The following is an 18,015-nucleotide window of genomic DNA, read 5'->3' as shown; positions in this document are numbered from 1 at the left end:
GCTCTCGATCAGTTCGGCAGGGCCGCGTCAAAACCTTTGACGAAGAAGTTCATGCCAAGCAGTTGCTCATCGGTGATTGTAACACCTTCTTCGAGAAACAGCGTGCCATCCTGCTTGTAGATTGGACCAGTGAAGGGCTCGAACTCGCCGGATTCCAGCTTGGCAATGGTTGCTTCTGCCGCTTCCTTGACTTCATCGGACACGTTGCGGATCGGGGCCAGTTTCACCATGCCGGTGTCGATGCCACCCCAAGTGTCTGTCGGCTCCCATGTGCCATCAAGCAACGCCTGTACACGCTCGATGTAGTATGGCGTCCAGTCGTTAAGGAGTGCAGAAGCCTGAGAGGTCTCTGCGAACTTGATGTTGTCAGAGGCCTGCGCAAATGCCAGAACGCCGCGCTCCTGTGCAATCTGCAATGGTGCCGGGCTGTCCGTATGCTGGAGAATGACATCAACGCCCTGATCTACCAGAGCCTTGGCCGCATCAGCTTCACGGCCCGGATCATACCAGGAATTGACCCAAACAACTTTCACCTTGAACTCAGGGTTTACGGACTGAGCACCCAGCATGAAGGCGTTCATGCCGCGCACCACCTCTGGGATTGGGTAGGCGCCAATGTAGCCAGCCGTTCCTGTTTCGGAGGCTTTGGCCGAGATCTGGCCCATGACATAGCGGGCTTCGTAAAAGCGGCCATTGTAGGTCGCCATGTTCTTGGCGCGCTTGAAGCCGGTGGCGTGCTCGAACTTCACTTTCGGGAACCGCTTCGCCACTTTCAGGGTCGGGTTCATGAAACCGAAGGAAGTCGAGAAAATCAGGTCGTGGCCAGAACGCGCAAGGCGTTCAACGGCCCGTTCAGCGTCTGCGCCACCCGGCACGTTTTCGATGAATGTGGTTTCCACCTTGTCGCCGAAATGGGCTTCAACGGCCTTGCGGGCAAGGTCATGCTGGTAGGAGTAGCCATGATCGGATACCGGTCCTACATAAACGAAGCCGACTTTCAGCGCTTCGTCGGCAACGGATGATCCGGCACCCAGACCGAGTGCCAGTGCAGCAGTAACGAGAAATTTTGATAGTTTGCGCATGGATGCACGATCCCATCTAGTCATTGGGTCCACTGGAGGAAGATGCTGGCCACCGGCATGGACCGTACCGCTGGCCAGTGAGGGCCCTATCGATCGGGCGAGAATGGTCTGCCAAGGCAGGCTGGCGTGTTGGCTCGGGTCACCGCCTGATTGCGGGAGATGATGACCAGAACAACGATAGTCGCCAGATATGGCAGAGCCGACATGAGCTGGGACGGCAGGCCGATGCCAGCCGCTTGGGCGTGGAACTGAAGCACGGAAACCGCACCAAACAGATAAGCACCCACGAGAAGACGCAGCGGGCGCCAGCTTGCAAACACAACAAGCGCCAGCGCGATCCAGCCGCGGCCTGCGGTCATGCCCTCCACCCACTGCGGGGTGTAGACGAGAGACAGGTAGCCGCCGGCAAGACCGGAACACGCACCGCCAAACAAAACCGCGAGATAGCGTACTTTCAACACGGAGTAGCCAAGAGCGTGGGCTGAGGTGTGGTTGTCACCCACAGCGCGGATGACAAGCCCTGCCCGCGTCTTGAACAGGAAGTAGTAAACAGCCGCAACCAGCGCCAGCGAGATGTAAACCAGAATGTCCTGAGACAGCAGCACCGTGCCGATAAACGGGATATCGGAAAGACCGGGGATGTGCAGCACCGGCAGTTTGATGCCCGGCTGGCCAATGAATGCTTCACCCAGCATGCCCGAAAGGCCAAGACCGAGAATGGTCAGCGCCAGACCGGTTGCCACCTGGTTGGTCATGAGGTTCAAGGTCAAGAACCCGAACAGCAAGGCCATGGCCATGCCAGCGAACATGGAGGCCACCACGCCAAGATAAGGCGAGCCGCTCATGGCGGTGATGGCAAAGCCCATGACGGCGCCAACGATCATCATGCCCTCGACGCCCAGATTGAGAACCCCGGAGCGCTCGGTGATGAGTTCACCGATAGCGGCGAGCAGCAGCGGCGTTGATGCGGTGATGATGGTCAGCAGAATAGGTTCAAGCGCGCTCATGAGCGCCTCCTGCCTTTGGTGCCGACTTGATCAGCCGGATGCGGTAAAGAATGAGGGTGTCACAGGCCAGAACGAAGAACAGCAGCATGCCCTGGAAAACGCGCGTGATCTTGTCAGACAGGCCGAGGGCCACCTGCGCGGATTCACCACCGATGTAAGACAGCGCCAGAAGCAAGCCTGCAAACACGATCCCGATCGGATTCAAACGGCCAAGGAAGGCAACGATGATCGCGGTAAAGCCGTAGCCCGGCGAAATGACGGGAGTGAGCTGGCCGATGGAACCGGAGACTTCGGCCATGCCAGCAATGCCGGCAAAAGCGCCAGAAACCATGAAGCCGAACCACACAATGCCCCGATGGGAAAAGCCCGCAAAGCGCCCTGCCCGCGGCGTTTCACCCATGACCTTGATTTCAAAGCCTTTCAGGGTCTGCGAAAGCATGAACCAGATCACGAAGACAGCCACGAGCGCAAACACGAAGCCCAGATGCAAACGGCCATCCCCAAGGGTCATGAGCGTGTGTGCATCGTCGAAAATGCGGCTTTCGGGGAAATTGAAGCCATCCGGATCGCGCCATGGGCCGCGCACCAGATAGTCGAGCAGGAACTGAGCCACATAGACCAGCATGAGGCTGGTCAGGATCTCGTTGGTGCCGAACCGCGTCTTCAGAAACGCGGGAACGGAAGCCCAGACCATGCCGCCAAGCGCCCCCATGAGGACCATGAGAGGCATGGCCATTGGCCCGGTGTATTCATGAAACAGAATTGGGATCATGGACCCGGCAAGCGCACCGATGGTGAACTGACCTTCTGCGCCAATGTTCCAGTTGTTGGATAGAAAACAGACCGATAGCCCTACCGCGATGAGGATGAGCGGACCGGCCTTGACCAGCAGCTCTTCAATGGACCACTGGTTGGTCAGGGGTTCAATGAAGAATGCATAAAGCGCTTCACCGGGGTTATACCCCATGGCGGCAAACAGGATGCCGCCCGCGACAACTGTGAGACCCAGAGCGACGACCGGCGACAGCACGGTCATCAACGCGGAGTGCTCAGAACGTTTTTCAAGCTCGAGCCGCATGTGCCTGCCCTTCGTCCGATTTTGAGGTGTTCTTTTCACCCATGCCCGCCATCAGCATGCCGATGCGCTCGCGTGTCATCACGTTCGCAGGCTCTGCTGGAGACAGTTGGCCACGGGAGATGACCGCAATCCGATCACTCACCTCATAAATTTCATCAAGATCCTGAGAGATAACCAGAACCGCCGCCCCCGTGCGCGCCAGATCAATCAGCGCTTGTCGGATCAGCGCCGCAGCACCGGCATCAACACCCCAGGTGGGTTGGTTGATGACCATGACGCGCGGCTTGCGGTCCAGTTCACGACCCACAACGAACTTTTGCAGATTGCCCCCCGACAGCGAGCGCGCCTCGGGGTTGTCGTGGGTCATGCGCACGTCGTAGTTCACCTTGATGCGCTGTTCCATCTCCGCTGCGTTGCCACGCTTCAGGATGCCACGCAAAAGCAGGCTGGGCTCGGTGCTGAACCGGGTCAGCATCACGTTGTCGGACAGCCGGAAGCCCGGCACAGCACCATGGCCAAGACGTTCTTCAGGAACAAAAGCTGCGCCCAGTTTGCGCCGTGGGTTGATCTTCTTCTTGCCGACCGGAACGCCGAGAAGATTGACGGCATGAACGTTCTCAACACGGCGCTCACCAGAGATCGCATCGAACAGTTCACTTTGACCGTTGGCCGCGATACCCGCAATGCCGACAACCTCGCCTGCAAAGACCTCAAGGTTGATGTCCTTGAGCTCAATACCAAAGGCGTTGTCTGCTGGCAGGTTCAGATCGCGTAGCGTGATCAGTGGGTTGCCTGTGGTTATTTCAGAGGTAGATTTAATTGCGTGTACGTCTGCACCCACCATCATGCGCGCCAGACTTGCAGGCGTTTCCTGACGGGGATCGCACTCGTTCACCACCTTGCCATGCCGCATGATGGTGGCACGTTGACAGATGCGCTGCACTTCCTCAAGCCTGTGCGAGATGTAAAGGATTGCGCAGCCTTCAGAGGCCAGACGCTGAAGTGTCTTGAACAGCTCGTCAGCTTCCTGAGGGGTCAGAACCGAGGTCGGCTCATCCATGATCAGGAGGCTCGGCTCCTGCAACAGACAGCGGACGATCTCGATGCGCTGACGCACCCCAACGGGCAAATCCGCCACCATGGCATTGGGATCAAGCGGCAGGCCGTACTTCTTTGAAACCGAAATGATGCGCTCTGGCAGGGCCTTGAGGTCCGTGTCCTTGGGCAGTGCGAGCGCGATGTTGTCAGCAACACTCAGAGCTTCAAACAGCGAGAAATGCTGAAACACCATACCGACACCCAGCGTGCGGGCGTCAGCAGGATTTGCTATTTTTACGGTATTTCCGCGCCAGACGATATCACCTGAAGTTTGCTCCAGCGCGCCGTACAAGATCTTGACCAGCGTGGATTTGCCTGCACCGTTTTCACCCAGAAGCGCGTGAATTTCGCCCTCCCGGATTGTCAGGTCCACACTGTCATTGGCCAGGACTTCCCCGAACCGTTTGGATATCGAAACAGCCTTCACAAGAACCGGTTGGTCAACCGCGTCCGACGAAGGCACCCCTTGTTTGCTCACGCCACGAACTCTCCTTCGTAAAGGCCCTTATTGGTCGGGTGTCCCCGACTTGGCAAGCGCAAAGTTTGACCGTTCCTTGCTCTGTTTTTGATCAGCAACCTGCAATAGCTGAGCGACCACTGAAGCGGCGATCTGGGCGGGCTGCTTACTGGAAATTCCGGGAATACCAATAGGACACACGAGCCGTTCTAATTGCTCATCTGCCAGGCCTGCGCTTCGAAGTCTGCTTAGTGCTCGTGCTCGTTTGGTTTTGCTGCCAATCATCCCCACGTAAGCGAGGTCGTTCCGGCGAAGAGCTGCATCAGCCAATCTCTGATCCAGAGCGTGGTCATGCGTCATCACCACAACGTATCCATCGGCTGGAACCGATGCGATTGCGTTTACGGGGTCGTTTAGATGAATACAGCTCACATTGCTAGGGACATGAGCGGGAAAAAGGTCGCGCCTGTTGTCCACCCATTGAACGTTAAACGGCAAAGGAGCGAGCGCCAGCATCATGGAGCGGCCCACATGCCCTGCCCCAAAAAGAAACAGTTGGCTGAAGGCTTGCCCGAACTGCTCTTTCAGAACACCCTTTTCAAGGTTCAAAACCCGAGGTGGTGCCCACTGCGTCACTTCGCGTAGTACCGGCTCGCCTTCGCGGATCTGTGCCTGCGTTGAAAACGGACCGCGTTGCTCCAACGCTTCAAGTTCGTTTGCTAAGCCAATAAGGACGCGAGGGACGATTTCGATATAGACCTCAACCCAACCCCCACAGCATTGTCCAAGGTCTGGCCCAAGAGAGAAGCTGGTGGCGTGCAGGCCAATGGCTTCTTTAGCCATCAAGGTTTGAGCCTGATGTATGACATCATACTCAAGCTGACCGCCACCAATGGTGCCGGTAAAATGCCCGTCTGCATGCACCACCATCCGCGCGCCGACCTCACGAGGGGCCGATCCACGAACCTGTGAAATAGTCACAAGGGCACAGGATTTGCCGACGGATAATGCGCGTGAAACAGCTTGCCAGACGTTCATGAGCCCACTCCGCGTCGAATCTCATGAACAGCAGAAAGAATCGCTTCCGGGGTTGCCGGAGCGTTCAAACGCGGGATGAAACCGGGTTTCAGGCTCGATATGGCATCATTGATGGCACAATGTACTGATATTGGCAACATCAAAGGCGGCTCGCCCACCGCTTTCGAGTTGAACACCGTCTCCTCAGGGTTGCCCTTGGATTCATAGAGTTTGACGTGAAAGGCCTCAGGAACGTCCGTGGCGGTCGGGATCTTGTAGGTGGACGGCGCATGAGTGCGAAAACGCCCCTGCTTGTCCCAGCACAGCTCTTCCGTGGTCAGCCAGCCCATGCCTTGAACAAATCCGCCCTCGATCTGACCGATATCAATGGCTGGATTGATAGAACGCCCAACGTCGTGGATCACGTCCACCCGGTCGACCCTGTTCTCACCGGTCAGGGTGTCCACTGTGACCTCGGCGCAGGCCGCGCCATAGGCAAAATAGAAGAACGGCCGCCCCTTTTGGGTCTCCCGCTCCCAGTTGATCTTCGGCGTGGCATAATACCCAGCAGCAGACAGAGACACGCGGCCAGAGTAAGCCGCGCGGGCAAGGTCCGCCACGCTCATGCTGTTCTGACCTTCGAAGTAGACCCGATTGTCTTCCAGATGGATTTCGGTTTCCACCACATCATAGTGACGGGCAGCAAAGGCGAGCATGCGCCCTTTGATCTCCCGGCACGCCAGCACCACCGCCATACCGTTAAGATCGGTGCCGGAGGATGCAGCCGTGGGCGAAGTGTTCGGCACTTTCGAGGTGTTGGCGGCAGTGATCTTCACCTTGTCCAGGGAGACACCCATTTCGTCCGCTGCGATCTGGGCGACTTTCTGGTAAAGGCCCTGCCCCATCTCCGTGCCGCCGTGATTGAGGTGAACCGAACCATCCCTGTAAAGATGGACCAGCGCGCCCGCCTGATTGAGATGGGTGAGCGTGAAGGAAATGCCGAACTTGACTGGGGTCAGCGCAAGTCCCTTTTTCAGGAACCGGTTTTCCCCGTTGAATGCTGCGACTTCTTCGCGGCGGGTGCGATACGCGCAGTCCGCTTCCAGCGTTTCCATAAGGTCTTTCAAAAGGGCATGTTCTTCAACCACCATGCCATAGGGCGTCAGATCACGGCCCGCGCTGTACAGATTGGCATAGCGCACATCGAGTGGGTCTTTGCCGAGCGTGATGGCAACCGTGTCCATCAGGCGCTCTGCCGCAAGCATTCCCTGCGGCCCTCCGAAGCCACGAAATGCGGTATTGGAGACGGTGTTCGTGCGCAGCCGCTTGGAGCGGATCGTTGTTTGCGGATAATAGTAGCAGTTGTCCGCGTGGAACATGGTGCGGTCGTTGATGCCAAGTGACAGGTCTGCCGAATAGCCGCATCGGGAGGCAAACTGCAGTTCGGTGGCCGTGAGCTTGCCGTTTTCATCAAACCCCGCCGCAAGATCCACACGAAAGTCATGGCGCTTGCCGGTCATGATCATGTCGTCATCCCGGTCAAGACGGAGCTTGCAGGGGCGTCCGGTCTTGTGAGCGGCAAGGGCTGCAAGCGCTGCCCATTGGTTGGCTTGAGATTCCTTGCCGCCAAACGCTCCGCCCATGCGTCGCACCTCCACGGTGATCGCCGCCTCAATGGTGTTCAGAACCTTGGCAACGGAGTGCTGGACTTCACTGGGATGCTGGGTGGACGAAAGGACCGTCATGTCGCCATCTTCACCGGGCAGCGCCATGGCCACCTGTCCTTCCAGATAAAAGTGTTCCTGACCGCCGATATAGAACCGGCTTTCCACTTGATGGGCGGAGGCCTTAATGGTTGCGGAAGGATCGCCGCGCTCGAACTGATAATCAGGTAGAAGAGACGCATTGTTGGCCAGCGCATCATCAACCGTCAGAGCTGCTGGCAAGTCCTCGACTTCAATGGAAACGCGAGAGGCCGCGCGGCGTGCCGCTTCTCGGGTCTCTGCAAGAACGAGGCAGACAACCTGACCATGAAAGTGGATGATCTCATCGGCAAGAACCGGGTCATCGCCCATGGAGGGCGAGCAATCGTTGATACCTGGAATGTCTTTGGCGGTGAGGATGTCCAGAACGCCGGGCACTGCCAGAGCTGCGTCCAGATCAAGCGAGAGAATGCGCCCGTGAACGCAGTTGCGGGCAAAGGCCGGGGCCAGATGCAACGTCCCTTCCGGCTCACGGACGTCGTCCACATAAGTCGCGTGGCCCGAAACGTGTTTGACGGCGCTGTCATGAGGCAGAGCCTTGCCGGAGACGGTTTCGCGCCCTCCTGTGAGGGCCATGGCTTCCTGTGTGCTGTGGGTCTTATGCAACATCGCGCACCTCCCGTTCACGGTGCCCGGTCACGCGGGTTTGCGTTGTTGTGCTTCCGCCCACCTCAAGCAGTGCCTTGGTGAGCAAGGCCTTGGCCACATCCATCCGATAGGTGTTGCTCGCTCTCATATCCGTAAGCGGCGTAAAGTCGCTTTCCAGCGCCGTAACGGCGCTTTGCCACGAGGTTTCATTGCTTATGGAGGCCCCGATCAGAGCGGTTTCGCAATGGGCCGCACGCTTGGGCGTTCCTGCCATGCCCCCGTAGGCGATCCGCGCATCCACCACCCGGTCCTTGACCAAAGAGAAGCGGAAGGCTGCCATGACTGCGGAAATGTCCTGATCAAACCGCTTGGAAACCTTGTAGGCGCGGAAGACCTGATTGGCATCAAGACGCGGCACGAAAATGCCGGTCAGCACTTCGCTCTCTGCGATGTCCTGCTTGCCGTAGTCGATGAAGAAATCTTCAAGAGGCAGTTCCCGCTCCACACGTCCCAGCCGCAGGGTAATGCGGGCACCGAGAGCTATAAGCAGCGGCGGACTGTCCCCGATGGGAGAGCCATTGGCAATGTTTCCGCCGATGGTACCGGAGGCGCGGACCTGCACAGAGCCAAGGCGGCGAAGAACTTCGCCAAGATCAGGGTCTTGCTTGGCAAGAACCGTTGCAGCCTGAGCAAAGGTGACACCGGCCCCGATGTGGGTACCAATCGGGCTTTCTTTAATCTCCTGCATGTCCGCAATGCGGTTCAACAGGATCACCTTGGGAAGCTCCTTCATATGCTTGGTGATCCAAAGCCCCACATCTGTTGCGCCAGACACGAGTGTGGCATCGGGGTGCTGCAGATAGACCGCGCACAGGCTGGCAATGGTGCTGGGAGAAACCGTAAAGCCGGTATCCTTGGAGCGGATGAAGATGTCATCGCCGTCGTTAAGGTCTTCCAGAGCCGCGATGGTCTTGGAGGCACGAGCACTGAACGCGTCGTTTGCAGCGTCCCGGCAGGTCTCAAGCGCGGCCTCAACAATGGGACGGTATCCCGTACAGCGGCACAGATTGCCTGCAAGCCACGTGGCCACATCCTGATGGTCAAGGCCCGGCGTATCCCGATGATAAAGCGTGAAGAGGTTCATGATGAACCCGGGTGTGCAGAACCCGCACTGTGAGGCGTGAACGTCAACGAAGGCCTTTTGGATCGGATGCAGCGTACCGTCTCTCGACAGGTCTTCGATGGTCACCAGCTCGCAGCCATCGATCTGCGCCAGAAGAAGGATGCAGCTGTTCACCGGTTCGTAGACAAGCTGACCGTCGCGCAACCGTCCAAGAGCCACCGTGCATGCGCCGCAATCCCCCTCGCCGCACCCTTCCTTGGTGCCGGTTTGCCGCGCTCTCAGGCGAATGTAGTCCAGTAGAGTTTCAGTTGGCCCAACATCCTTCAGTTCGATCACTTGGCCGGACCATAAGAAGCGGATGTTGTGGCGCATGATCAACTCCCCCGATATGTGCTGTAGCCAAACGGAGAAAGCAGAAGCGGCACATGATAATGCTGATCCGCCGCTTCAATTCCAAACCGAATTGGAATTTCATCAAGGAACAGAACCGCGTCACAGCCCTCGCGGGTATGGCGCAGATAGGCGCCAGCGTGAAACGTCAGCTCATAGGTGCCCCTCTTCAAGGCATCGCCCTCAATCAAGGGGGTATCCACGCGCCCATCACTGTTTGTGGTGAATGTGCCGAGAAGATCCCGGTCATTTCCCTCAAGCCTGTGAAGGGTAATCTTCAGGTTCTGAGCCGGCCGCCCAAGGGCCGTATCGAGAACATGCGTGGTGATGCGCCCCATCGAAGTCTCTCTTTGGCTAGGTTTTCAAGCGCGCTTTCTGCGCGTCTCTCTCCTAGCCAAGAGATTAGCCGTAAAATTACTGATCGAGAAAGAATTAATTTTGGCGCTTGGTGATGCTTTTTTGGCATCACCTCTGATTTTTCAAGGGAAACGCTCGGTCATTTGTGGCGATTTTAAGCCGTAATGGGCTTCAAAGGCCTGTCCTGCCCGTCCTCACCACATGGTTTTCGCAGCCCGTTCTGGCCACTCGCGGTCGTACTTTTTGCCATCAATCTCTCGCTGCGACATTTCCTGAAGGATCGATCCGGGCGTGGGCAGCGTCTTGGGGTCAACATGGGTCTCCATGTTCCAAAGGCCTGCCCGAATGACGGCACGGGCACACTGGAAATAGAGTTCATTGATGGTGATCCGAACCACGCAGCGCGGCGCGTTCCCCTCCTTGGCAAAGCGGGCAAGCAATTCTGGATCGGTGGTGAGTTCTGCCGTACCGTTGATACGCACAGTGGTTCCTGAGCCTGGAATGAGCATCATCAGGGCAACACGAGGGTCGCGGACAATGTTGCGCAAGGAGTCGATGCGGTTGTTGCCACGCCGATCCGGCAACAGAAGCGTCTTCTCATCCTCCACGATCAGACAGGCCCCCTCGTCACCACGCGGTGAGCAGTCCACACCCTCCGGGCCTACGGTGGCCAGCGCGCAAAAAGAGGAGGCCTCGATCAGATCGCGGTACTTCGGGGTAATCCGGTCACTGACCTTGGCCGTGGAAGCCAATTGCGGGTGACCATAGATGTTCTCCAAGGCCTCGATGGAGCGAATGATGTGTGACACGGGCAGGATCCTGAAACGTGAGGTTTTAAAAGGTAGGCCCTCACACTATCTGGCGGACGCCAAGCCTCGTCAAGTTTCCCGCAGGTCGGGTGGCAAGCTGATGGCGGGCAGCATCTTTTTCAAGTTGGCCACCGCATGGTCAAAGAACATGGCTGGCGCCAAGGGCAGACCACGCATGGCAGAAGTGATTACGGACAAACGATCTTCACTGAGCTGCGGTTCGTCCAGCTCCTTGAACAGAATGCGACCGGCGGCAATCTCCTCCTCCAGGCCGATCATGGTCTGGAACGAAACCGTCTGATCGTCCCGCGTCAACAGACGCATGAAGCTCAAGGAGTTGGCCTCAATGCATGTCTTTGACCGGGGCATGGTCTTTTCAAGGATGGCGTCCAGCTGGGTGCGCAAAGAAAGGCCCTTGCTCGGCAGGGCTACCGGGTAAAGGAAGCACTGTGCGAGTGTCAGAGGAGAAACTTCGGCCAGAGGATGCTGGGGCGACATGATCGCCCCAATCTTCAATGAACGCTGGAAGGCCACGTCCACCGAGCCGGAGCTTGTGGGATCGAAGGTAAAGCCCACATCGGCCTCGGCATTCTCGACCGCTTCAATCACGCCCTTGGACGAGGTGATGTGCAAGGAGACGTGAATGCCGCTGAATGACTTGCGAAACGCGCTGATGACCTCGGGAAGCAGTGTCTGGCTGACACTCTCCACGCTGGCAATGGACACCGTTCCCCGCCGCACGCCTTTCAGGGCTTCCAGCTCTTCAAAGGTGCTTTGAAAGTCCGAGAGCGTGCGTTTGATGTGCGCCAGCACGATTTCACCCGCCGTTGAAAGGCGAATGGTGCGGCCTACGCGCTCAAACAGCTGAACCCCCAGCTGGTCTTCCAGCGTCAGGATCTGCCGATTTACGGCAGAAGAGGCCACATTGAGCCGCCGGGCAGCGGCACGAATGGAGCCCTCTTCCGCCGTACAGGCGAAATATCGCATGGCAGGGCCATAAAGAAACCGGGAACGGTCCATTAATGCAGTGCTTCCTGTTAAGGGATCAGGACGGTGGTCCCTGTGGTGCGCCGCCCTTCCAGATCGCGGTGAGCGTGAGCCGCATCCTTCAAGGCATAGCGCTGATTAATGGGCACGTTGACCGCACCCGATGCAACGACCTCGAACAAGTCACTGGCGGTTTCCACGAGGTCCTCGTGTTTCTCAATGTAGTTGAACAGCGTTGGACGGGTGGCAAACAGGGAGCCCTTTCGGGCCAGAATGCCCAGATCAATCTCTGGCAGAGGCCCGGAAGACTGGCCGAAGCTGACCCACATGCCGCGATGCTTCAAGCAGTCAAGTGATCCTGGAAAGGTATCCTTGCCGATGCTGTCGTAAACCACGTCGCACTTCTTGCCGCCAGTAATTTCCAGAACACGCTCGATCCAGTTCTCACTGCGGTAGTTGATCACGTGCTGGTAGCCATTTGCCTTGGCGAGCGCTGCCTTTTCCTCTGAGCCGACTGTGCCGATCGTGACCGCACCAAGTTTGGAAGCCCACTGACCGGCAATGAGCCCGACGCCGCCAGCAGCTGCATGGAACAGCATGGTCGTGCCCTCACCCACCGGATAGGTTGCCTTGAGAAGATAGCGAGCCGTCATTCCCTTCAACATCATGCCTGCAGCTGTCTCATCCGAGACAGTGCTTGGAACCTTGACGAGGTTCGCCGCTGGAATGTTGCGCTCTTCAGTATAGGCGCCCAGCGGACCGGCATAGGCGACCCGGTCGCCCTCTTTGATCTCGGTAACATCAGGCCCAACGGCAATGACGACGCCCGCGCCCTCGTTGCCCGGAATGAACGGCATGCCGAATGGCGCAGGGTAAAGACCTGAGCGGAAGTACGTGTCGATGAAGTTCAGGCCAACGGCGGTGTGGCGGATCCGAACGTCGCCCGGCGCTGGTGGCCCAAGATCAATGGTCTCCCATTTCAAGACATCCGGGCCGCCAGTCTCATGCACCCTGATTGCGTTCACCATGACTTCACTCCTCCACTTCAATCTTGAGCCTACGCGGGTTCTTTCGGGTAGTTGTCTCTCAAAAACACCCGTGAATGCAAGGCCATAGCCCGCTAACTCAGTCTATTGGCCAATAGAAAACGGAGCGCGAGGTCAGGGCTAGGCAAGTTTCGCGATAAGCTGCTGAACAGCGCCGACAAGGAACAGGTAAAGACTTGAAACCGTGATCACCACAGTCAGCGTTTCGCCCACCTGGAAATTGAGCAGCACTGAATAGGCGATGGCAAAGGTCCAGAGGGCAAACACAAGCAATGTAAGCGGACGCCACTGAACGGTGCGGACCGGGTGCACGAAATGGACTGGCAGGAAGGTGAGAACCGTGCACAGCGCCACAAGTGTAAGAATGAGCCAAGGCGACGCCTGAATGGCAATCAACGCAACGATGACCATGTTCCAAACACCGGGGAAGCCGCTGAAGTGGCCAGTTTCCACCTTCATGTCTGTATCGGCGAAGTAGATTGCACCACTGAACACGATGATTGAGCCACTTGCCAACGCCCAGAAGTTGCTCAATAGCCCGCTCTGATAAAGCGCAAAGGCAGGCAGGAACACATAGGTGGCATAGTCGATGACAAGATCAAGGATTGCGCCACTCCACCGCGGCAACCGGGTTTGAATCTGAAAACGACGGGCAAGCGGTCCGTCAACCCCATCAACAAACAGGGAAATCGCAAGCCACAAGAACATCATGGCCAAGTCGCCCTGCGCACCCGCAATCAACGCCAGCAGCGCCAAAGGCGCGCCAAGCGCTGTAAACAGGTGAATGATGAAGAGCTTGTTTTCAGATTTGTCAGCCAAAATTGTTCTCTTTTGATCCTGATTGCAATGCGCGTACACCTACATGGTGAACAGACCAGCGATTGCATTCATAAACGGCGTTGCCCCGGAGGAGAAGTAGAGGTTTGCAGCTCCCCACAGAATGAGGGCCACACCGATACCATAGGTCACAGGGCGTGAGTTGGATGTCTTCTCAAGCGCCATAACAAGTCCAAGCAGCGCAATCCAGATGATGTTCATGATGCCAACAGCAAACATCAGCGCCATGAGCGCCCAACAGCAGCCAAGGCAGTAAAGCCCTTGCTCGATGCCGAACTTGAAGGATGACGGCTCATTTTCCGCAGCATAGCCCGCCAGCATTGTATTGGGCAGCCGGCAGCGCACAAGACATGCCATCTTGAACGGCGTGAACTGATAGATGCCTGCAGCAAAAACGGTAGAGGTGGCCAAAATGCTGATGGTGGGAACCATCATGGTGGTCAAGGCCCCGACACTGTGCAGCAGCATCTGAAGGACTGTTGCCAGCACGCTGAAGGCGGTCCAAACCGCCAGATAGCCGAAGGTCACGCCCAATACCGCGTTGCCGGGACGAACCTTGCGATAGGCGCTCAGCATGGGAACGGCGCTTGGCAACATCATGGCGAGCACCATCATCAGCCACATCAGAAAGATCAGCAGAAAATCGGAGAGCGAGCTGTCGACAAGGCCGGGCATGCCAAAGGCTTCATTGGCCATCGGTAGGCACAAAACCGCAAGTTGTGCGCGAACCTCCGGCGATAAGCCATTGAACATGTTGAACTCATTGAAGATCTCCATGCCCGGGCCCATGGCCCCCATGTCCATGCGGGAAACCATATCCACAACCATGTAGCCCAGATAGGCCCACCCGATGGCAATGGCACCTGTAAGCACCACGACGGGCAGCGCATCGCGCCAAAACCGATGGGAAGTGGAGAGATTGTCAGCCATGCTGTACAGCCTTGAACTCGAAGGGTTTCCTGTTTCGCATTAAACGGTGTTTCGAAATGAATCGCCATGCCGATCTTTCGCCTTGTCTTTTGGCAGAATTTCTCCAAGTTCTAAAGTGTTGAATCAGATGCAAAAGCACGCAGGACAGTGAAAATCAAATGACCCAGAACCAAGGACCCTATGATTGTATTGTTGTTGGCACAGGCCCTGCCGGAATGATCTGCGCGTTGGCGCTTGCGGCAAAAGGGATCAACACGGCAATTGTAGGCCCCGCCCCAAACCTTGAAGACAGCCGCACTACGGCGCTCATGGCGGCCTCCAAAGAGTTCTTGGTCAACATCGGTATCTGGTCCGCTTTGGAACAGGACTTCACGTCACTTGAAAAGATGCGGCTGATCGATGGCACAAATCGCCTGATCCGTGCCCGCGAAACAACTTTTGATGCGGCCGAACTGAAACTGCCAGCATTCGGCTACAACATCTTGAACAAGAACCTTAACCGCTTGCTGGGTGACCTCATAGAGCAGACCGACAACCTGACCCACGTGCCCGGTACGATCTCCGCGGTACGATCTGACGCGAAGACTGCGAGCGTGACGATGGCAGGCGGCGCAAAGCTGCAGGCACCGTTGGTGGTTGGTGCTGATGGTCGCCGGTCTGTGGTCCGCGAGTGTGCTGGCATTGAAGTGGAAACATGGACCTATGAGCAGTCCGCATTGGTTTTGAACCTTGCCCATCACCTGCCCCACTACAATGTATCGACGGAGTTTCACCGCGAGACCGGCCCGTTCACATTGGTGCCGCTCCCCGGCCGGGAAAGTTCGCTTGTGTGTGTCGAGCGCCCCGAAGAAGCAGAGCGGTTGAAGAAGCTGTCCGATGAGGAGCTGGCCCTCGAACTTGAAAAGATCTGCCATTCGGTGCTTGGCAAATTTGAAGTGATCAGTGAACGCCAAGTGTACCCGATGTCCGGTCTGAAGGCTCTGAAACTGGCGGGCAACCGTTCTGTTCTCATTGGTGAAGCCGCGCACGCGTTTCCGCCAATTGGGGCTCAGGGCTTGAACCTTTCCCTTCGTGATGTGGCCGTGATCACCGATCTTGCGGAGCGCACCAAGAAGCAAGACGGCGATCTTGGCTCGGAAGACGTGCTCAAGGCCTATGAGAAGCACCGCTGGAGCGACATTACATCCCGCACCAGCGCGGTTGATCTTCTGAACCGCTCGTTGTTGAGCAGCGCCCTGCCCGTTCAAGTGCTACGTTCCATTGGCCTTTACACTGCCGCAACAATCAGTCCCTTGCGCAAGCTGTTGATGCGCGAAGGCATTGCCCCATCGTGGCGTCTGCCCCGTCTGATGCGTTCTTCGTGACGCCTCAAAGGTAGCCGTTGGTGATGAGATAGATGACTACCGGCACCGTCACCACCGAGGCGATGGTGCCGATAAGAACGGCGGTAGAGGCTCTCTCCACGTAGGTGTGATACTGCTGCGCCAGCACGTAGACGTTGGCCGCTGGCGGCAGACTTGCCATCAGGACTGCGGTGAACACCCAAAGCGGATCGATGCCGCCAATGGCGCTTAGGATGACGTAGACCACCACGGGATGCACCACCAGCTTGATGAAAAGCAGCACGGGAAGCTCGGCGGGGCGTTTGTTTGCCTTCTGCAACGCAATTGTAACGCCCATGGCAAAGAGCGCGCATGGCGCGGCTGCACCGCGCAGGTACGTCAGCAACGTGTCGATGGCAACGGGTGGCTTGAACTCCACAGCCGCCGCCAGAATGCCCGCAAACACGGCGAGAATAAAAGGGTGCGTCGCGATCTTGAACAGCACTTGGCGCACAACAACGTGGAGCGGCTGGGTTGCCGTGCCGCCGAGCGACATCATCGTAGGCACAAGAACGAACAGGAGAATGGTGTCAAAACACAGGATGAGCGCCGTTGGCACCGTTGCCGATGCGCCAAGGACCGCAAGAGTGACACCGGGGCCCATGTACCCGATGTTCGAATAAGACCCAATGAGCGCCTGAACCGTAGCGCTGTTGATTTCCTCACGCACGATAAACCGGCCAATGCAAAAGGCCATGATGAAAGCGATGAAGGTAGACGCCGTGGTCGCGGCCACGAACTCAAAGCTTGCCAGCTGCTCCAGCGGCGTTTCGGAAAGCAACTGAAAGAACAAGGCTGGCAAGGCAATGTAGAGAACGAAAAAGTTGATCCACGCCAATCCTTCCTGAGGCAATTTCATGAGTTTGCCGGATGCAAAGCCGATAAATATCAGAAGAAAGAATGGCAGCGCCAAATTGAGAACATCAATCATTTGAACCTAAGCAGAGATTCTGCTTCCCTCTCCCCCGGTAATGGGCAAATGAGTTGCGGAAAATGTTGCGTTTGCCGGAGTGATTGGCTAATCAACCTGCCTTATCGGGATACATGCTTCCGGTCAATGAATTGAGCACAACTACGCATTAATGCCGGAAGACAAATAAACCTGCGGATCCTTAGCGCGAATGCAATTTTTTGAAAAACTGAAGCTGAGGCTGGAATGGTTCGCGCTTGTGTGCGTTTCGAGCCTGCTTGGCCTCATGCCATTGGATACGGCCTCGGCACTCATGGGCAAGGCTTGGCGCCTCTTCGCACCAATGACTGAGCGCCATCCAAGAGCCGTAGATCACATTCGCAAGGCTTACCCGGACATGAGTGCCGAAGAGGCAGATCAAACCATCCGGAAAATGTGGGAACACCTAGGTCGTGTCGCTGCCGAAACGCTTCTTCTGGACCGTCTGTTCGCCGCAAGGGACCGCGTCAGATTCAAGAACCCGGAGATCCTTGAGAAGATCAAGGCTTCTGATGCCGGATGTGTGTTTGTGACCATGCATGGCGGCAACTGGGAAGTTGTCGGCATGGAAAGTGGCCGTTTGGGTCTGCCTATCGCCGGTGTCTATCAGGCTCTCGCCAATCCGCTTTCAGATGAGTATCTGGCCGCAAAACGCCGCCCAATCTATCAACTCGGCTTGTTCCACAAGAGCCACCGTACCGCGCAAAAGCTCATATCCATCATCCGCAAAGGCGGCTCAACCGCGTTCGTTGCCGATGTTCGGGATCGCCGCGGCGTTGAAATCACCTTCTTCGGCCAAAAGGCCTACGCTACGCACATTCCAGCCTACCTCGCACGGGCTGGCAACGTTCCCGTGATCGCCGTACGTGCCATCCGCACCAAGGGGGCGCGCTATGTGATCGAGGGCAAAGACGTTCCGGTGCCCCGCACCGACAACAAGAAGCAGGACGCCATTGACGGCACGCAGGCCATTCACGACCAGTTTGAAGCCTGGATTCGCGAAGACCCCAGCCAATGGATGTGGATCTTGAAAAAGTGGCAGCGCTGACCCGACTTAGCCCAATGGCCTGATTTAGCCCGCTGCAAGCTGAGGTATAGTTTCTCCCAGTGCAACC

General features: G+C 57.1%; 16 protein-coding genes. 2 read left to right on the top strand and 14 right to left on the bottom strand.

What is annotated here, in order from left to right:
• Window positions 1–8: 8 nt before the first annotated feature.
• The 13 genes from PUV47_RS02655 to PUV47_RS02595 form a co-directional block, all read right to left on the bottom strand.
• Window positions 9–1,082 carry a BMP family ABC transporter substrate-binding protein gene (locus PUV47_RS02655; RefSeq protein ID WP_274216899.1) on the bottom strand — a complete coding sequence of 358 codons (1,074 nt, stop codon included), beginning with the start codon at window positions 1,080–1,082 and terminating at the stop codon, window positions 9–11.
• A gap of 86 nt (window positions 1,083–1,168) precedes the next feature.
• Complete coding sequence (locus tag PUV47_RS02650; protein ID WP_274216898.1) at window positions 1,169–2,089, bottom strand: ABC transporter permease; 921 nt, start codon at window positions 2,087–2,089, stop codon at window positions 1,169–1,171.
• Window positions 2,076–3,167 carry an ABC transporter permease gene (locus tag PUV47_RS02645; RefSeq protein WP_274216897.1) on the bottom strand — a complete coding sequence of 364 codons (1,092 nt, stop codon included), beginning with the start codon at window positions 3,165–3,167 and terminating at the stop codon, window positions 2,076–2,078. Before PUV47_RS02645 ends, PUV47_RS02650 begins: the two co-directional genes overlap by 14 nt.
• On the bottom strand, window positions 3,151–4,743 hold the full coding sequence (locus PUV47_RS02640) for an ABC transporter ATP-binding protein (protein WP_274216896.1): 1,593 nt from the start codon (window positions 4,741–4,743) through the stop codon (window positions 3,151–3,153). The genes PUV47_RS02645 and PUV47_RS02640 overlap by 17 nt, the downstream gene beginning before the upstream one ends.
• Before the next feature lie 27 nt (window positions 4,744–4,770).
• A complete protein-coding gene (gene xdhC / locus PUV47_RS02635) occupies window positions 4,771–5,760 on the bottom strand; it encodes a xanthine dehydrogenase accessory protein XdhC (RefSeq protein ID WP_274216895.1) in 990 nt (329 codons plus the stop codon).
• On the bottom strand, window positions 5,757–8,078 hold the full coding sequence (gene xdhB / locus PUV47_RS02630; protein ID WP_274217414.1) for a xanthine dehydrogenase molybdopterin binding subunit: 2,322 nt from the start codon (window positions 8,076–8,078) through the stop codon (window positions 5,757–5,759). Before xdhB ends, xdhC begins: the two co-directional genes overlap by 4 nt.
• Window positions 8,079–8,100: 22 nt before the next feature.
• Window positions 8,101–9,585, bottom strand: coding sequence for a xanthine dehydrogenase small subunit (gene xdhA, locus PUV47_RS02625; protein ID WP_274216894.1), 1,485 nt, complete (start codon window positions 9,583–9,585; stop codon window positions 8,101–8,103).
• A 2-nt stretch (window positions 9,586–9,587) separates the two neighbouring features.
• A complete protein-coding gene (gene uraH, locus PUV47_RS02620; RefSeq protein ID WP_274216893.1) occupies window positions 9,588–9,941 on the bottom strand; it encodes a hydroxyisourate hydrolase in 354 nt (117 codons plus the stop codon).
• 213 nt (window positions 9,942–10,154) lie between these two features.
• Entirely contained in the window at window positions 10,155–10,769 is a 615-nt protein-coding gene (locus tag PUV47_RS02615) for a pyridoxamine 5'-phosphate oxidase family protein (protein ID WP_274216892.1), read from the bottom strand.
• Window positions 10,770–10,838: 69 nt separating this feature from the next.
• Window positions 10,839–11,789, bottom strand: coding sequence for a LysR family transcriptional regulator (locus PUV47_RS02610; protein ID WP_274216891.1), 951 nt, complete (start codon window positions 11,787–11,789; stop codon window positions 10,839–10,841).
• A gap of 17 nt (window positions 11,790–11,806) precedes the next feature.
• Window positions 11,807–12,784, bottom strand: coding sequence for a quinone oxidoreductase family protein (locus PUV47_RS02605; RefSeq protein ID WP_274216890.1), 978 nt, complete (start codon window positions 12,782–12,784; stop codon window positions 11,807–11,809).
• 138 nt (window positions 12,785–12,922) lie between these two features.
• Window positions 12,923–13,621, bottom strand: a complete 699-nt coding sequence (locus PUV47_RS02600) for a CDP-alcohol phosphatidyltransferase family protein (protein WP_274216889.1) — start codon at window positions 13,619–13,621, stop codon at window positions 12,923–12,925.
• 39 nt (window positions 13,622–13,660) lie between these two features.
• Window positions 13,661–14,569 (bottom strand): DUF2182 domain-containing protein, encoded by a 909-nt coding sequence (locus tag PUV47_RS02595; protein ID WP_274216888.1) that lies wholly within the window; start codon window positions 14,567–14,569, stop codon window positions 13,661–13,663.
• A gap of 158 nt (window positions 14,570–14,727) precedes the next feature.
• Here PUV47_RS02595 and PUV47_RS02590 point away from each other — a divergent pair, with 158 nt between their 5' ends.
• Window positions 14,728–15,933 (top strand): UbiH/UbiF family hydroxylase, encoded by a 1,206-nt coding sequence (locus tag PUV47_RS02590; RefSeq protein WP_274216887.1) that lies wholly within the window; start codon window positions 14,728–14,730, stop codon window positions 15,931–15,933.
• 4 nt (window positions 15,934–15,937) lie between these two features.
• On the opposite strand, the gene PUV47_RS02585 is transcribed toward PUV47_RS02590, so the two are convergent.
• A complete protein-coding gene (locus tag PUV47_RS02585) occupies window positions 15,938–16,882 on the bottom strand; it encodes an AEC family transporter (RefSeq protein WP_274216886.1) in 945 nt (314 codons plus the stop codon).
• Between the two features lie 190 nt (window positions 16,883–17,072).
• Between PUV47_RS02585 and PUV47_RS02580 the strand changes: the two genes are divergently transcribed.
• The gene (locus PUV47_RS02580; protein ID WP_274216885.1) at window positions 17,073–17,948 is read left to right on the top strand and encodes a lysophospholipid acyltransferase family protein; all 876 of its coding nucleotides are present in this window, start codon (window positions 17,073–17,075) and stop codon (window positions 17,946–17,948) included.
• Window positions 17,949–18,015: the final 67 nt, after the last annotated feature.

The sequence above is a fragment of the Pseudovibrio exalbescens genome, from assembly GCF_028737195.1.
Lineage (GTDB): Bacteria > Pseudomonadota > Alphaproteobacteria > Rhizobiales > Stappiaceae > Pseudovibrio > Pseudovibrio zosterae.
The sequence above is the reverse complement of the archived record's forward strand: the minus strand, read 5'-3'. Positions and strand labels throughout refer to the sequence as shown.

Bases quoted from the DNA above. Each gene is read 5' to 3' on its own strand.
- PUV47_RS02655 (WP_274216899.1), bottom strand. From the start codon at position 1,082: ATGCGCAAACTATCAAAATTTCTCGTTACTGCTGCACTGGCACTCGGT.
- PUV47_RS02650 (WP_274216898.1), bottom strand. From the start codon at position 2,089: ATGAGCGCGCTTGAACCTATTCTGCTGACCATCATCACCGCATCAACG.
- PUV47_RS02645 (WP_274216897.1), bottom strand. From the start codon at position 3,167: ATGCGGCTCGAGCTTGAAAAACGTTCTGAGCACTCCGCGTTGATGACC.
- xdhC (WP_274216895.1), bottom strand. From the start codon at position 5,760: ATGAACGTCTGGCAAGCTGTTTCACGCGCATTATCCGTCGGCAAATCC.
- xdhB (WP_274217414.1), bottom strand. From the start codon at position 8,078: ATGGCCCTCACAGGAGGGCGCGAAACCGTCTCCGGCAAGGCTCTGCCT.
- xdhA (WP_274216894.1), bottom strand. From the start codon at position 9,585: ATGCGCCACAACATCCGCTTCTTATGGTCCGGCCAAGTGATCGAACTG.
- uraH (WP_274216893.1), bottom strand. From the start codon at position 9,941: ATGGGGCGCATCACCACGCATGTTCTCGATACGGCCCTTGGGCGGCCG.
- PUV47_RS02610 (WP_274216891.1), bottom strand. From the start codon at position 11,789: ATGGACCGTTCCCGGTTTCTTTATGGCCCTGCCATGCGATATTTCGCC.
- PUV47_RS02605 (WP_274216890.1), bottom strand. From the start codon at position 12,784: ATGGTGAACGCAATCAGGGTGCATGAGACTGGCGGCCCGGATGTCTTG.
- PUV47_RS02595 (WP_274216888.1), bottom strand. From the start codon at position 14,569: ATGGCTGACAATCTCTCCACTTCCCATCGGTTTTGGCGCGATGCGCTG.
- PUV47_RS02590 (WP_274216887.1), top strand. From the start codon at position 14,728: ATGACCCAGAACCAAGGACCCTATGATTGTATTGTTGTTGGCACAGGC.
- PUV47_RS02585 (WP_274216886.1), bottom strand. From the start codon at position 16,882: ATGATTGATGTTCTCAATTTGGCGCTGCCATTCTTTCTTCTGATATTT.
- PUV47_RS02580 (WP_274216885.1), top strand. From the start codon at position 17,073: ATGCAATTTTTTGAAAAACTGAAGCTGAGGCTGGAATGGTTCGCGCTT.